We start from the raw sequence: 15,141 nt of genomic DNA on the forward strand, positions 1-15,141 counted from the left end.
CAGATGGGGCTCGGTTTTCATGGGTCTTGCGCGGTCTGTGGCGGCAACGCGCTCCCATCCGGCACCATAGCCGGCATTGCCCGGCATGGCGAGCCCCCGTCAACGGACGCGGGCGCGGCAATCCAGAGGCGGAGGTCACCACACCGTTAACCTGGACTGCTGTGTCGGCCAGTTCCTGGCAATGCCCTCGGAAAGAGAGAGTTGCGACACGGGCAGGCCATTGGCAGAACGCCGTTTCGCCCCCATAATGGGAGTAAGGTGAGACGGAGGCATGACCAGTCATGACCGATGATCCCGAGAACCTCGTATTGGTCTATCTGCGCCGCATGGACACCAAGCTGGATTCCATTGTCTCGGATTTGGCTGATGTCAAATTGCGGCTGAACGAAATGAACCACGGCTTCGCGGCGTGGCAGAGGATCGTGGTCGGGCACGGCGAAGCCAATGCGCGCGCTGACACGCGCATGGACCGCTTCGAGGATCGGTTGACGCGCATCGAACGCCGCCTCGATCTCGTCGAGTAGCGCCGCCCCTCTTGCAATTCCGATGCAGTCACGCAACGTTTGCCGACGCGGTGTGACATGCCGCGCCGCGTTGAAAGCGTGCGCGGACCTTTGCTAAGGTGTCGTGCTTCCCCACAGGATAGGGTCTCCGATTATGACGGATGCTCCGCAGCGGTTCGCCGAGGACTTTCCCGCCGCTTCCCACACCGACTGGATGGCGATGGTCGAAAAGGCGCTCGACGGCGCGCCGTTTGACAAGAAATTGGTGGCCCGGACGCTGGAGGGCTTTTCCATCCAGCCCCTGTATTCGCGCGAGCACTGGCCGGCCGAGGGCGATCCGTCGGGCATGCCCGGCGCCATGCCGTTCACGCGCGGGGCGCGTCCCCTGGGGATGTCGCAGAGCGGATGGGACATCCGCCAGCTTCACGCCAACCCGGATATCGCGGCCACCAAGGCGGCTATCGCCGATGATCTGGAAAACAGCGTGACCTCGCTGTTGATCCGCCTGGACGCCGCCGGTCGCGCCGGACTCGACGCCGACGCGCCGGAGGCCGCCGACCTGTTCGGGCAGGGCGGACTGTCGCTGTCAACCGTGGCCGAGTGGGACGCACTGCTGAGCGATGTCGACCTGACGAAGGTGCCCGTCGCGGTGCAGGCCGGCCCGCAGGCGCCCGTGGTCGCCGCCATGCTGACCGCGCTGTGGTGCCAGCGGGGTGTGACCGAGTTCGACGCCAAGGGCGCGTTCAACATCGATCCGCTGGGTGCGCTGGCGGAATTCGGACGGTTGCCGACGAGCCTTGAAACGGCGCTCGGCCACATGGCCTCCCTCGCCGACAAGACCGCGCGCACCTTCCCGGGCGGCGCCGTCACGGCGGTGGCGGTCGATTCGGCCGTCTACTACAACGCCGGTGCCAGCGAGGCCCAGGATCTGGCGTGCGCGATGGCCACGGGCGTGGCCTATCTGCGCGCCATGGAGGCCGCCGGCATGCCCATGGACGAGGCCTGCGGCCAGATCGCCTTTTCGTTCTCGCTGGGCACCGACCAATATCTGAACATCGCCAAGCTGCGCGCCGCCCGGCTGATGTGGGCGCGCATCGCCGAGGCCTGCGGCGCCGGCGAACCGGCCCGCGCTGCGCGCGTTCACGCCGTGACGGCGTCGCGAGTGCTGACCCGCCGCGACCCCTGGGTCAACATGCTGCGCTCCACCATGGTCTGCTTCTCGGCGGCCATCGGCGGCGCCAACAGCATCACGATTCTGCCGCACGACGCCGCGTTGGGCCAGCCGAGCCCGCTGTCCCGCCGCATCGCCCGCAATACCCAGTTGATCCTTCAGGAAGAAAGCCAGCTCAACCGGGTGATCGATCCCGCCGGTGGCTCCTGGGCGCTGGAATCCCTGACCGAGGAGTTGGCCGGCAGCGCCTGGGCGCTGTTCCAGGACATCGAGAAGGGCGGCGGCATGGCGGCGGCCCTGTCCTCCGGTCGCATCGCCGAGCAGATCGGCACGGTGCGCGAGACCCGGCGCAAGGACATCGCGAAGCGCAAGGCCCCCATCACCGGCATTTCGGAATTCCCCAACCTCGCCGAGCCCGCCCCCGAACTGGCCGACCCGGATTTGGAGGCGCTGCGGGAGGCGGCCGGCGCGTCATTGGCCAGCGTCCGCGACGATGCCACCTGCGACATCTTCTCCGTCGAGGGGGCGGTCGAGGAACTGGACGTGCTGCCCACCGAGATCGCCACGGCGGCCATCAAGGGGGCCACCCTGGGCGAGTTGGTCCGCGCCTCCACCCGGAACGGCGCCGACGCGCTGGAGATCACCCCGTTGCCGTCGCACCGGCTGGCCGAGGACTTCGAGGCCCTGCGCGACGGCTCCGACGAGGTGTTGGAGGGTACCGGCGCGCGGCCGCTGATTTTCCTCGCCAACCTGGGGCCCATCGCCCACCACACCGCCCGCGCCACCTTCGCCCGCAACTTCTTCGAGGCCGGCGGCGTCGAGGCCCTGACCAACACGGGCTTTGCCGACGCCGAGGACTGCGCTGCCGCGTTCACGGACAGCGGCGCCCGGGTGGCGGTGATCTGCTCGTCCGACAAGATCTACGCCGATCAGGCCGAACCCGCCGCCCGCGCGCTCAAGGCCGCCGGGTGCGCGAAGCTCTATCTGGCCGGACGGCCGGGCGACAAACAGGCGGACTTTGAGGCCGCCGGCATCGATGCCTTCATCTTCGTGGGGTGCGACGTGCTCGGCACGTTGCAGGGCCTGCACGCCGCTTTGGGAGTGACCAGCCGATGAGTGCCATCCCCGACTTCTCCGGCGTTGCCTTCGACCCGCGCGGTACGGGCGACGCGACGGCGTGGCGCGCGGCCGCCGACGCCGAGGCCGGCCAGCACCTCGATCACCTGCTCTGGGAGACCCCGGAGAAGATCCCGGTCAAGCCGCTGTATACGGCGGCCGACCTGGAGGGCCTGGACTTCCTCGACACCGTGCCGGGCAAGCCGCCGTACCTGCGCGGCCCGTACCCGACCATGTACGTCGAGCGGCCCTGGACCATCCGTCAGTATGCCGGGTTCTCCACCGCCAAGGACTCCAATGCCTTCTACCGCCGCAATCTGGCGGCGGGTCAGAAGGGCCTGTCGGTGGCCTTCGACCTCGCCACCCACCGGGGCTATGACAGCGATCACCCGCGCGTGGCCGGTGATGTCGGCATGGCCGGCGTGGCGATCGATTCCATCCTCGACATGCGCCAGCTGTTCGACGGCATCCCGCTGGACAAGATGAGCGTGTCCATGACCATGAACGGCGCCGTGCTGCCGGTGCTGGCGCTGTACATCGTGGCGGCCGAGGAACAGGGGGTGAAGCCGGAGCAACTGGCGGGGACCATCCAGAACGACATCCTCAAGGAGTTCATGGTCCGCAACACCTACATCTATCCGCCGATGCCGTCGATGCGGATCATTTCGGACATCTTTGCCTTCACCTCCCAGAAGATGCCCAAGTACAACTCCATCTCCATTTCCGGCTATCACATGCAGGAGGCCGGCGCGACCGCTGACCTGGAGATGGCCTATACCCTGGCCGACGGTGTGCAGTACGCCCGCGCCGGCATGGACGCGGGGCTGACCATCGATGCCTTCGCGCCGCGCCTGTCGTTCTTCTGGGCCATTGGCATGAACTTCGCCATGGAGGTGGCGAAGATGCGCGCCGCGCGCCTGCTGTGGGCCAAGCTGATCCACCAGTTCGAGCCCAAGAGCACCAAGTCGCTGTCGCTGCGCACGCACTGCCAGACGTCCGGCTGGTCGCTGACCGCGCAGGACGTGTTCAACAACGTCGCCCGCACCTGCGTCGAGGCCATGGCCGCCACCCAGGGCCACACCCAGTCGCTGCACACCAACGCGCTGGACGAGGCGCTGGCGCTGCCGACCGACTTCTCCGCCCGCATCGCGCGGCAGACCCAGTTGTTCATCCAGGAAGAGGCCGGCACCAACCGCGTCATCGACCCCTGGGGCGGCAGCTATTACATCGAACGCCTGACCCATGACCTCGCCGCCCGCGCCTGGGCGCACATCCAGGAGGTGGAGGCCGAGGGCGGCATGGCCAAGGCCATCGAGGCCGGCATTCCCAAGATGCGCATCGAGGAAGCCTCCGCCCGCACCCAGGCCCGCATCGACAGCGGCCTTCAGACCGTGGTCGGCGTCAACAAGTACCGGGCGACCGGCAAGGACAACATTGAGGTCCTGAAGGTCGAGAACGCCGCCGTGCGCCGCGAGCAGATCGAAAAGCTGGAGCGCCTGCGCGCCGAGCGCGACGCCGAGGCGCTGCGCCCGCACCTGGAGGCGTTGACCAAGGCCGCCGAGACGGGCGAGGGCAACCTGCTGGAACTGGCCGTCAACGCCGCCCGCGCCAAGGCCAGCGTGGGCGAGATCTCCGACGCGCTGGAAAAGGTCTGGGGCCGCCACAAGGCCGATATCCGCGCCATTTCCGGCGTGTACGGCAGGGAGGTCAGCGCCGTGTCCGACGTGCCCGCCCGCGTGCAGAAGATGGTCGAGGCGTTCGAGGCCAACGACGGCCGCCGGCCGCGCATTCTTATCGCCAAGATGGGCCAGGACGGCCACGACCGGGGCCAGAAGGTGATCGCCACCGCGTTCGCCGACCTGGGCTTCGACGTCGATATCGGCCCCTTGTTCCAGACCCCGGAGGAGGCCGCCCGTCAGGCGGTGGAGAACGACGTGCATATCGTCGGCGCCTCGTCGCTGGCCGCCGGGCACCTGACCCTGGTGCCGCAGTTGCGCAAGGCGCTGGACGCCGAGGGCCGCGACGACATCATGATCGTCGTCGGCGGGGTGATCCCGCCGGGGGACTTCGACGCCCTGACAGCCGCCGGGGCCAAGGCCATCTTCCCGCCCGGCACCTCGATCCCCGAAGCGGCCATCGACCTGATGGCCAAACTCAACGAGGCGCTGGGGTACGCGACCAAGGCGGCGTAGAGGCGGGGGCGCTCTTCCTCTGACCCGATGATCCGGGCGGGGGCGGCGATAGGCGCAAACGGTGGCGTTTCCGTGCCTCAACCCCACCCCAGCCCTCCCCTTCCAAGGGAGGGAGTCCGAGCGGCACGCCGCCTCATGGGCGGCGCATTGGACGAAAGCGCCGCCCGCCGACACCGCCGCCCCCGACCCCGCCGCTGATCCGCGTTCCGTTTGATCCCGGTCGGCGATAGGATCGGCCCGTCCGGCGGATGGTCGCCGGGACGATCCAATCACGATGACGGCCTGTCCTTGACGCCGCGGCGGCCCCCCCGGGGGCGCATCGGTCACAACCGGATCAGGCGGCATCGGCAAGACGCGGGACAACACCTCATGCAAACCCTGGATGACGCCGCCCTGTGGGCGCTGCTGCGCGAGGATGCGCCGTACGGCGACTTGACCACCCGGGCACTGGACCTCGGCGAGCGGGCGGCCCGCATGGCCTTCGCCGCGCGCGGGCCGATGACCGTGTGCGGGGTGGAGGAGGCGGCGCGGCTGCTGCATCTGGTCGGCGCCACCGCCCGGCCCGATTGCGCCAGCGGCGCGAGACTGGAGGCCGGCGCCCCCATCCTCTCGGCGGAGGGACAGGCGGAGGCGCTGCTGCTGGCCTGGAAGGTGGCGCAGATGCTGGTCGAGTGGCCCTCCGGCGTGGCCACGGCCGCCCGCGCCATGGTCGAGGCGGCGCGCGCCGCCCGTCCGGACGCCATCGTCGCCTGCACCCGCAAGGCCATCCCCGGCACCCGCGCGCTGTCGGCCAAGGCCGTGCTGGCCGGGGGCGCGGTCCTGCACCGCACCGGCCTGTCCGACACCGTGCTGCTGTTCCCGGAACACCGCGCCGTCGGTGGCGGGCCGGAGGCGCTGGGCGGTCAGGTCGCCACCCTGAAACACGCCTGTCCGGAACGCGCCGTGGTGGTCGAGGTCAAGACGGTCGAGGAGGCCCTGGCCGCCGCCCGCCACGGCGCCGACGTGCTGCAACTGGAGAAGTTCCCGGCGGAAGACGTGGCCGCCGTGACGGCGCGCCTGCCGGCGGGCGCGTCCGTGTGCATCGCCGCCGCCGGGGGGCTCCATCCGGGCAATGCCGGCGACTACGCCCGCGCCGGCGCCCGCGTGCTGGTCACCTCGGCACCCTACTACGCCAAACCGGCCGACGTGGCGGTGACCATCACTCCGGCATAGGCAGGTCCAGCGCCGCCCACAACTCGCGCCACTCGCGGGGCGACAGGCCGCTGTCGGCCTGGGTGACCGCCTCGCCGGCCAGCGCCCGACGCACCACCGACAGCGCCGGGCGCGACAGATGCAGGCCGCCCATGCGGTAGTCCCGGAACGCCTCGTGGATCACCGGCACCCAGCGGGCCATCAGGTCCAGCATGACCTCGGCATAGACGCGGATCTCGAACTGGGCATGGCTGTCTGCGCGTAGCGACAGGAAGTGCATGAGGTTGTGTAGGTCGGTCTTCCAGTACCACTGCGTATAGGTGTTCAGCGTCAGGTTCATGCGGGCCAGCTCGCGCGCCAGCCCCAGCCGGGCGTCGTCGTCCGTGCCCAGCATGTGCTCATAGTTGGCGTGGCAGCGCACGGCATCGCCGCGCAGGATGTCCAGAACCTCCGCCGCCTCGGCCCCCTCCAGCACCGTGCCGCGCCCCTGCCGGTTGTCGCTGGACTGCGCCGCCAGATGCTCCGGCGCCGGAATGTAGAACTCCCGGTCCATCACCGAATAGCGCGCCGAGTACTCGTTGACGTTGGCGGTGCGGTGGCGAATCCACTGCCGCGCCACGAAGATCGGCAGTTTGACGTGAAACTTGATCTCGCACATCTCGAACGGCGTGGTGTGGCGGTGCCGCATGAGATAGCGGATCAGGCCCCGGTCCTCGCGCACCTGCTTGGTGCCGCGCCCGTAGGACACGCGCGCCGCTTGCACCACGGCGCCGTCGTCGCCCATGTAGTCCACGACGCGGACGAAGCCGTGGTCGAGCACCGGGAAGGGGCGGTGGAGGATGTCCTCCATCGCGGCCACCGTGGCGCGGCGGGTCTCCCCGGTCTGGGCGCGCAACGCCTCGATCTCGGCCTGCATGGTGGGGTCGAGGCGGCTGGGGTCGGGCTGGACGGCGTCGGACATGGGCGGCGACTCGGGCTGGAGGGGGCGGAGGCGGCACCTTAGCGGGTCACGGGACCCGATGCCATGCCGGGTTCATCGTGACCGGGCCGGGGGCCCGTGCTATGCCGACATCATGGCCGATCACGATTCCCTCTACCATCGCCTGTTCTCGCATCCGCTCATGGTCGAGCATCTGGTGCGCGACGCCGTGCCCGACGCCCTCGCCGTCGGTGTCGATTTCGAGGGCATGGAACGGGTGGTGGCGAAGTTCCACGACCGGACAGGCCAGCGCCGCGACGGAGACGTCATCTGGCGCCTGCCCACACGGGAGGGGTTGGACGTCTACCTGTACCTGCTGCTTGAGTTCCAGTCTCGGAACGACTGGTGGATGGCGGTGCGTACGCAGGTCTATGAAGGGCTTCTGTGGCAGCACCTGATCGCGGAACGGAGCCTAAAGGCCGGCGATTCGCTGCCTCCGGTGCTATTGGTGGTGCTGCACAACGGGACCGACCGATGGACGGCCCCCACCGACACGTCAGATTTGATCGGGTTGCCGGCCGACTCGCCACTGTGGCCTTGGCAGCCACGACTCCGCTATCATGTCATCGACATGGGGCGGTTGCCCGGTGACGCGTTGGCGCGGCGGGACACCCTGACGGCCCTGTTGTTCCGCCTGGAGCAACAGCCCGATCCGGCGGAGCTCGCCGCCCTGGTCGACGAGGTGGTGGGGTGGTTCCGCCGTCATCCGGCGGCCCGGGACCTGATGCGCCTGTTCACCGAACTGGTCCGTCAGGCCGTCGCTGGGGTCGAACCCCGCGTGACGGTGCCCGACGACCTACTGGAGGCAAGGACGATGCTGGCGACGCTGGGTCAGGACTGGAAACGGCAGTGGTTGGCCGAGGGCCGGGCGGAAGGGAAAGCCGAAGGGAAGGCCGACTCTCTGATTCGCTTCGCCGAACGACGGTTCGGCCCGTTGTCCGCCGACACCCGGGCGCGGATCCGCGCGGCCGACGAAGCCGCGCTGGATGCCTGGATTGATGGCCTTGTCGACGCCGCCGATCTGGACGCCGTTTTCGGGCGTCATTGAACGAAAGGCCGATTGGCCGGCCGAACACCAGTCGCTCCGCCGACCACGTGCGCCGGGCCGACGAAGCCGCAGCGCGACTAGGGCGCGTTGCGTTTCATTTGAGTCAGCCAACGCGCCCGAGTCATTTGATATTGAAGCAATTCGTCGTCGCGATCCGTTCCGGATCGCTCGGGATTTGCTCTAGAAGAAGCGCCCCGTGCGCGGGAACAGAAGCAGCACAGTGGATAAAATACGGGCGGACAGGCTGCAAATCGCCGCCGCTCCGCTAACGCTAAGTCATTGGAAAAGTGGTGCCCAGGGACAGATTCGAACTGCCGACACGGGGATTTTCAGTCCCCTGCTCTACCAACTGAGCTACCTGGGCATCGTTTCGGCGCGACCGCGCTCCATCACCCGATGGGGCCGATGTGCCGTGGGGACGCTTTGTTACGGGAATTCGGCGGTCCTGTCAAACAGGGTTTCACGAACAAAGTTCCGGGCATTGGGCCGATGGGCCCCCCCGCGCGGCTCTCGCCATGGACTCAGGGCTGGGCGCTGTCCCGGGCCGGCTCTCCTCGGGCGCCGGGCGCGGAGGCGGTTTCGCCCTGATCGGCCTCAAGGCGGCGCAGTGTCTCCTCCGGCGCGGTGGAGCGGATGACCCCCCGGGCGGAGTGCGGCAGATGCGCCGCCACCCGGCAGATCGTCCGGTCGAGCGCTGGCCACCGCTCGCGCGATCGGCGGATGGCGTTGCGGGCGATGACGGAATCGCGGGCGAGCAGGAACACGCCCAGGGCGGTCAGGATGAACCCAACGGGTATGGGCATCGGCCAGGTGATGAGCCCGACGATCACCAGCACCACGCCGGCCGTGATGCTGACGAGGCGCAGGATGGGGTGGCGCGGCCGCGCGTGATCTGCGGCGGCGCCAGGGGCCGGGCGGTCCGGTGCCGGCGATGTATCCGGGTCGGATGGTGTCGTCATTGACTGTGATATGGCGCGGGCCGCGCCCTCCAAAAGGGGTGGGGGCTCACAGCAGCTTGAGAGCCAGGAACCCGCTAAGCAGCAGCGCGAACCCCAGCGTTACCAGGAGTCCCAGACGGCGCTCGATGAACGCCCGCATGGGCTCGCCCCAGGCCCACAGCAGGGCGGCCACCAGGAAGAAGCGGACGCCCCGCGACAGCACAGAGGCAATGCCGAAGACCCAGGGGTCCAGTTGGGTCACGCCGCTGGCGATGGTGATCACCTTGTAGGGAATCGGCGTCGCCCCGCCGGCGGCCACGATCCACGCGCCCCACGCGTTGTACAACTCCTGGAATGCCGTGAACCGATCAAGATAGCCATAGAGATCGAGGATCGGGCGGCCCAGCGCCTCGAACAGGAACAGCCCGATCGCGTATCCCGCGAACCCGCCGGCCACGCTTGACAGCGTGCACACACCGGCGATCAGCCAGGCCTGCCGGGGCCGCGCCAGAACCATGGGAATCAGCAGGATGTCCGGGGGAATGGGAAACACCGAGCTTTCGATGAACGAAATCGCCGCCAGCGCCCACAGGGCATGAGGCGTTGCCGCCAACCGCATGGTCCAGTCGTAGGTCTTGCGCAGCACCGGCGTTGTCCTCCCGCCTCTCAGCAATCGCGCGGTTCTAGCAGGCGCCACCGACCCCGGCTAGTCCGGACGTCGGCGCAGCCAATGGCGGTACAGGCCGCCGGCCTCCCCTCGCTGCGCCAGCAGATCGGCGGTTCCCTGTGCGCAGAAGCGGCGCACGTCCTCCAGGCTGGCAGGATCGTTGGCCCACAGGTCCAGCACCTGACCGGGATCCATCGAGCGCAACGCCTTGTGGGCCCGCAGAACCGGCAGCGGACAGCGCAGATCCCGGGCGTCGAGAACAACGTCCGCGGCGGGGTCTGCGTGGTCGGGCGGGCTGTCTGAGAGCGGCGCGGGCCGGTCGGTCATGACGGAGGCAATCCCATGTGTGCGGTAGGAGGAGGGGTTCGGTCCCCTTAAGAAGGATACGCCATCCTTCTTAAGGTTGAAAACGAATGGACTCCTCTCATATCTCATATGCAACAGTTCACCAAGGGACCCATGATGGTTCCGGTCGGCATGGTTGTCCGCGTCTCCCGGCCGCGTTTCCGGGGGCATCGTCGTTTTCTCCGGACCCTGAGGTGCCGATGTTCCTTTCGCCTCCTGACCGCGAGACGCTGGCGGTCTTGCGCGAGCGCGTCCACCTGATCGACGCGCCCACCGCCTTGAACTGGTACAGGGCCGGCCAGGCGCTGATGATCGACGTGCGCGAGCCCTTCGAGTACGGGCAGGCGCACATCCCCGAGGCCAAGTTGGTTCCTCTGTCGTCCTTCGAGCCGGACCACATTCCGACGCCGCCGGAGGCCGGCCGGCTTGTTCTGCACTGCGCGGTCGGCGTTCGCTGTGGGTACGCCGCCATGGCCTTGGTGCGGGTCGGCCATCCCGGCCCGCTCTACCGAGTCGAAGGCGGTTTCAAGGCGTGGCAAGCCCACGGCGGGCCTGTCGAGAGGGGATCCTGGTGCTGAGTCGCGGCATTGCCCGACCCGTCGTAACCCGATGATATTTGACAGTTTTAAGCTTCTGTGACGGCGCCATGACGGACATATGACGGCACCGCACAATACGCTTCGATTGCCCGGCGCCTGCACAGCGTGGACAATATCCCGCCATCCGGGCGCGAAACGATCTCTGTCGGCGCGGTCGGGGGCACCATGCCGCAACAGGTTCCGGCTTCCGGGATCCTGGAAAACCAAACACGGGCATGGTTCGGCACCTCCGGGAAGAGCCCCCGCGCGAGACGCCCCAACCGGCGTTCGGGGGACTCCGGAGAGCGGGAGGGAGGATTGGCCATGCTCTTCAGCAGCGCCGTGCCTCGTGAGGAGGTTCATGCCTCCGCGCGCGTGAGTCCCGACCACCGGACCTTCCTGGTCGTGGTCGATCAAACCCGGGAAATGCAGGCCGCCCTGCGCTTCGCGTGCCGTCGGGCGGTGGCCACGGGTGGCCATGTCGCCCTGCTCCACGTCAGCCAGCCGGCCGAATTTGAACACTGGATGTTCGTCGGTAAGCGCATGCGTGACGAGGCCCGCGAGAGCGCCGAGGAGGTGCTGCAGCGCAAGGCCTCTCTGGTGGGGCGCATGACCGGCCGCATGCCGGCCCTGTTCGTTCGTGAGGGCGATGCGACCGACGAGCTGCTCGACCTGTTGGAGGAGGAGCCGAATATCTCCGTCGTGGTCCTGGCCACCGGCAGCGGCAACGACGGCCCCGGCCCCCTGGTGACGGCCCTGATCGGAAAGCACGCCCATCGCCTGCGCGTGCCCCTGACACTGGTCCCCGGGCACCTGTCGACGGACGAGATCGACGATCTGGCCTGACGCGGCAGAAACAAGGCCGTCGGGCTCACTCGACCGAGCCAAGCGGCGGACTGCCCTCCAGTGAGGGGCGGCTTCGCCCTTTCGGGCGCCGCAGACGGTGCCCGGCGGCATACCAAGCAAAACGGGCGGGAGCCATGCTCCCGCCCGATTCTCAAACCCGATCAGGTGCCCGATCAGGTCATGGCTATCGCCACGCCCGGCCCAGCTTCACCAGGTCGACCACCAGTCCGCGCAGCTTCCGGGTGCTGCGGAACGAGGCCATGACGGCCCGCTCCTTGTCGAGCTTGGGCACGCCGTCCACGCGCAGCATGGTTTCCGCCGCGTGGGTGATGAGGCGGGGGTAGTCGGTGAAGAAGTGCTTGTTGGTCTCCAGGATCTGGGGCAGGCGACGGTACTTCTTCAGGTCGCGCAGAACGAAGCTGTCCTCCAGCGCCTTGCGGTAGGCCTTCAGGGTGGCCGCCGTCATCGGCTTGCCGGCCTTCTTGGCGGCGATGATGGTTTCGGCGGCCAGACGGCCGGAGGTCATGGCGAGGTTGGAGCCCTCGCGGTGCATGGCGTTCAGGAACTGCGCGGCGTCGCCGGCCATCACCCAGCCGTCGCCGTGCACCTGCGGCACCGCGTGATACCCGCCCTCGGGCAGCATGTGGGCGGCGTATTCCTTGGATTCGCCGCCGGCGATCAGGGGCGCGATGGCCGGGTGCTGCTTGAACCGTTCCAGCAGGAAGTACGGCCGAACCTGACTCTTGGCGAAGTCGCTGATCAGGCAGCCGATGCCCACCGACAGGCTGTCGCCGTTGGTGTAGAGGAACCCGGTGCCGGTCATGCCGGCGGTGATGGTGCCGGCGGCCTCGATCACCACGCCCTCGTTGCCCTTCAGGTTGAAGCGGGCGTCGATGGTCTCGCGCGGCATGAAGATGGTTTCCTTGACGCCGAGCGCCACCTCCTGCGGCTTCAGTTCCGGGCGCAGTCCGGCGCGGCTGCTGACCAGGGCGTTCACGCCGTCGGCCAGCACCACGACATCGGCGGTCACCTCGCCGTCGTCGCGGTCCACCTTGACGCCGATCACCTTGCCGGACGTGTCGCGCAGCAGGTCCGTCACCGTGGTTTCGCAGATGATCAGCGCGCCGGCTTCCTTCACCTTGGAACTGAACCACTTGTCGAACTGGGCGCGGATGATGGTGTAGCGGTTCGGCCGCTCCTCGTTGAACTGGTCCGAACGGAAGTGCGAGCCGACGTAGGCGTGGTCGTCCAGCATCCACATGCGCTGTTCAATGATGTGGCGTTCCAGCGGTGCGCTGTCGCGGAAGTCGGGGATCACCCGTTCCACCGCGTCGGCGTACAGAATGGCGCCCTGGACGTTCTTGGCGCCGGGGTACTCGCCGCGCTCGATCTGCAACACGGACAGTCCGGCGCGGGCCATCACCAAGGCGGCGCTGTTGCCGGCCGGCCCGGCTCCGACCACGATGGCGTCGAAATGCTCGGTCATGCTTTCAGGTCTCCGTGAGGCCGGCGGCTCGGTGGAGAACCGCCGGGGTATCGCGGGCCGGGATCAGGCCCCTTGGGTGTTGTCGGTCTTTCAGCCGGCCAGCCGGTCGACGGAAAGGCGCTTGCGGAAGGCCTCCGTCAACGCGGGCAGGATCTCCAGCGCGTCGCCGATGATGCCGTGATGGGCAAAGTCGAAAATCGGCGCGTTGGGGTCGCTGTTGATGGCCAGGATCTGATCGGCGCCCTCGGACCCGACGCGGTGCTGAATGGCACCCGAGATACCGGCGGCGATGTACAGGCGCGGCCGGATGGTCTTGCCGGTCTGGCCGATCTGCCGGTCGGCGGTCATCCATCCTTTCTGCACCAGCGGACGCGAGCAGCCGTATTCGGCCCCCAGCACCTGGGCGAGGTCGATCACCAGCTGGATGTTTTCCGGGCGCTGCAGGCCCATGCCGCCGGCGACGACGATGTCGGCGTAGGCCAACTGGGCCTGATTGGTGTCGGAGTCCGGAATGAAGTCCAGCACCTTGGTGACGATCTCGTCCTCGACCATGCCCAGGCTCTCGCGCACCACCTCGCCGCTGCGGCTGCGGTCCGGGTCGCCCATGGCCATGACGCGCGGACGCACCGTGCTCATCTGCGGCCGGGCGGCGCGGGTCATGATGGTGCACAGCAGCGAACCGCCGAAGGTCGGGCGCGTCGCCGCCAGCGACTTGTCGGCGTCGATGGCCAATTCGGTGCAGTCGGCGGTCAGGCCGGTCTGCAACGTGGTGGCCACGGCACCGGCGAGGTCACGCCCCAGCGTGGTGGCGCCGAGCATCAGGATCTCGGGCTTGTGCTTGTTGACCAGATCGGTCATCGCCTTGGTGTAGGGCTCGTTGCGGTATTCGGCCAGCAACGGGTCCTCAACGGCATAGACGCGGTTGGCGCTGTAGTGGAACGCCTCGGCGATGGCTTGGTCCGTGCCCTCGGCCTTGGGGCCGAGCACGACGCCGCACAGATCGACGCCCAGGGCGTCGGCCAGCTTGCGGCCCTCGGTCAGCAGTTCCCAGGACACGGGATGGACGCGGCCGTGTTCCAGTTCCACGAACACCCAGACGTTCTTGTACGCCTTCAGGTGCTCGGGCAGCTCGGTGGTCTTCGCGCGACCCTTGGCCGGGGGAGCAGCGGGGGGTTGGGCCATGATTTCGGTCTCCTTCTGGCTCGGGCCGGCTTACGCGCTGGTCGATTGTGGGGCCATGACTTTCAGCAATCCCGCGTCCTCGGCCAGCATCGTTTCGATGGCGGCGGTGGCGAGGCTGGCGGGCGAGCCGTCATCGGCCTTGATCATCTTTGCCTTCTCGGCGCGGGGCTGCGGCGCGAACACCTTGCTCACCTTGGTGGGCGAGCCCTTCATGCCGCACTTGCCCAGATCCTCGACCCCGGCGGCCTCCGCGTTCCAGGTGATGATCTCGGCCCGCTCGGAGCGCAGCACGTCGGGCAGCGAGCCCCGACGCATCTCGTTGCTGGCCTCCAGCATGGTGATGAGGCACGGCAGCTTGGTCTTCAGCACCTGTACGCCGCCCTCGGCGCGGCGATGGACGCAGATTTCCCGGGCCTCCAGGTCGATGGAGGGAATGGCCGAGACGTACGTCAGCTGGTTGAGACCCATGCGTCGGGCGATGCCGGGGCCGACCTGGGCGGTGTCGCCGTCGATGGTCTGCTTGCCGGTGAACACCAGATCAACCGGGTGCTGGGAATCCAGCTTCTGGATCGCCGACGTCAACGCGTAGGAGGTGGCCAGCGTATCGGCGCCCGCGAAGAAGCGGTCGGACAGCAGAATGGCCTCGTCGGCGCCATGGCCCAGGGCCTTGCGGAGCGCCGAGACGGCCATGGGCGGCCCCATGGTTAGCACCGTGACCTTGCCCCCCAGTTGATCGCGCAGCCGCAGCGCGGCCTCCAGCGCGAACAGGTCATAGGGATTGATGATCGTCGGCACGCCCTGGCGCATGATGGTGTTGGTCACCGGATGCACGCTGATCTGGGCACTGTCGGGCACCTGCTTGATGCAGACGACCATGTTCGGGCCTTGGCTCATCGGGC

At 68.3% G+C, this 15,141-nt stretch carries 14 protein-coding genes and 1 tRNA gene; 7 read left to right on the forward strand and 8 right to left on the reverse strand.

The features are described from left to right. Positions 1–281: 281 nt before the first annotated feature. The 4 genes from BLS85_RS09585 (at position 282) to modD (ending at position 6,194) form a co-directional block, all read left to right on the forward strand. The gene (locus tag BLS85_RS09585) at positions 282–524 is read left to right on the forward strand and encodes a hypothetical protein (RefSeq protein ID WP_092785643.1); all 243 of its coding nucleotides are present in this window, start codon (positions 282–284) and stop codon (positions 522–524) included. A 133-nt stretch (positions 525–657) separates the two neighbouring features. Continuing rightward, on the forward strand, positions 658–2,790 hold the full coding sequence (locus BLS85_RS09590; protein WP_092785645.1) for a methylmalonyl-CoA mutase family protein: 2,133 nt from the start codon (positions 658–660) through the stop codon (positions 2,788–2,790). Further along, entirely contained in the window at positions 2,787–4,982 is a 2,196-nt protein-coding gene (gene scpA, locus BLS85_RS09595) for a methylmalonyl-CoA mutase (protein WP_092785647.1), read from the forward strand. The genes BLS85_RS09590 and scpA overlap by 4 nt, the downstream gene beginning before the upstream one ends. 369 nt (positions 4,983–5,351) lie before the next feature. Then, complete coding sequence (modD, locus tag BLS85_RS09600) at positions 5,352–6,194, forward strand: ModD protein (protein WP_092785649.1); 843 nt, start codon at positions 5,352–5,354, stop codon at positions 6,192–6,194. On the opposite strand, the gene thyX is transcribed toward modD, so the two are convergent. Continuing rightward, positions 6,181–7,134, reverse strand: coding sequence for an FAD-dependent thymidylate synthase (gene thyX / locus BLS85_RS09605; RefSeq protein ID WP_092785651.1), 954 nt, complete (start codon positions 7,132–7,134; stop codon positions 6,181–6,183). The genes modD and thyX overlap by 14 nt on opposite strands. A gap of 112 nt (positions 7,135–7,246) precedes the next feature. Here thyX and BLS85_RS09610 point away from each other — a divergent pair, with 112 nt between their 5' ends. Next, the gene (locus BLS85_RS09610; RefSeq protein ID WP_176793554.1) at positions 7,247–8,200 is read left to right on the forward strand and encodes an Rpn family recombination-promoting nuclease/putative transposase; all 954 of its coding nucleotides are present in this window, start codon (positions 7,247–7,249) and stop codon (positions 8,198–8,200) included. Between the two features lie 288 nt (positions 8,201–8,488). On the opposite strand, the gene BLS85_RS09615 is transcribed toward BLS85_RS09610, so the two are convergent. The 4 genes from BLS85_RS09615 to BLS85_RS09630 all read right to left on the reverse strand — a co-directional run bounded on the left by BLS85_RS09615 (position 8,489) and on the right by BLS85_RS09630 (position 10,132). Beyond that, a tRNA-Phe gene (locus tag BLS85_RS09615) sits at positions 8,489–8,564 on the reverse strand. A gap of 157 nt (positions 8,565–8,721) precedes the next feature. Further along, positions 8,722–9,159 carry a PGPGW domain-containing protein gene (locus BLS85_RS09620; protein ID WP_092785655.1) on the reverse strand — a complete coding sequence of 146 codons (438 nt, stop codon included), beginning with the start codon at positions 9,157–9,159 and terminating at the stop codon, positions 8,722–8,724. 46 nt (positions 9,160–9,205) lie between these two features. Further along, positions 9,206–9,784, reverse strand: a complete 579-nt coding sequence (locus tag BLS85_RS09625; RefSeq protein ID WP_092785657.1) for a YqaA family protein — start codon at positions 9,782–9,784, stop codon at positions 9,206–9,208. 60 nt (positions 9,785–9,844) lie between these two features. After that, positions 9,845–10,132: a sulfurtransferase TusA family protein gene (locus tag BLS85_RS09630; RefSeq protein WP_092785659.1), complete on the reverse strand. Its 288-nt coding sequence runs from the start codon at positions 10,130–10,132 to the stop codon at positions 9,845–9,847. Positions 10,133–10,350: 218 nt separating this feature from the next. Between BLS85_RS09630 and BLS85_RS09635 the strand changes: the two genes are divergently transcribed. Continuing rightward, entirely contained in the window at positions 10,351–10,728 is a 378-nt protein-coding gene (locus tag BLS85_RS09635; protein WP_092785661.1) for a rhodanese-like domain-containing protein, read from the forward strand. Between the two features lie 324 nt (positions 10,729–11,052). Next, the gene (locus tag BLS85_RS09640; RefSeq protein ID WP_092785663.1) at positions 11,053–11,574 is read left to right on the forward strand and encodes a universal stress protein; all 522 of its coding nucleotides are present in this window, start codon (positions 11,053–11,055) and stop codon (positions 11,572–11,574) included. A 184-nt stretch (positions 11,575–11,758) separates the two neighbouring features. Here the strand turns inward: BLS85_RS09640 and BLS85_RS09645 are convergent, their stop codons facing one another. From BLS85_RS09645 to BLS85_RS09655, 3 genes are all read right to left on the reverse strand, one after another. Then, positions 11,759–13,060: an FAD-dependent monooxygenase gene (locus BLS85_RS09645; RefSeq protein ID WP_092785665.1), complete on the reverse strand. Its 1,302-nt coding sequence runs from the start codon at positions 13,058–13,060 to the stop codon at positions 11,759–11,761. Positions 13,061–13,150: 90 nt separating this feature from the next. Further along, complete coding sequence (locus BLS85_RS09650; protein ID WP_092785667.1) at positions 13,151–14,242, reverse strand: electron transfer flavoprotein subunit alpha/FixB family protein; 1,092 nt, start codon at positions 14,240–14,242, stop codon at positions 13,151–13,153. Between the two features lie 30 nt (positions 14,243–14,272). Beyond that, the gene (locus tag BLS85_RS09655) at positions 14,273–15,136 is read right to left on the reverse strand and encodes an electron transfer flavoprotein subunit beta/FixA family protein (protein ID WP_092785669.1); all 864 of its coding nucleotides are present in this window, start codon (positions 15,134–15,136) and stop codon (positions 14,273–14,275) included. Positions 15,137–15,141 lie beyond the last annotated feature (5 nt).

Origin of the sequence: Rhodospira trueperi (assembly GCF_900101965.1) — a bacterium.
GTDB lineage: Bacteria > Pseudomonadota > Alphaproteobacteria > Rhodospirillales > Rhodospirillaceae > Rhodospira > Rhodospira trueperi.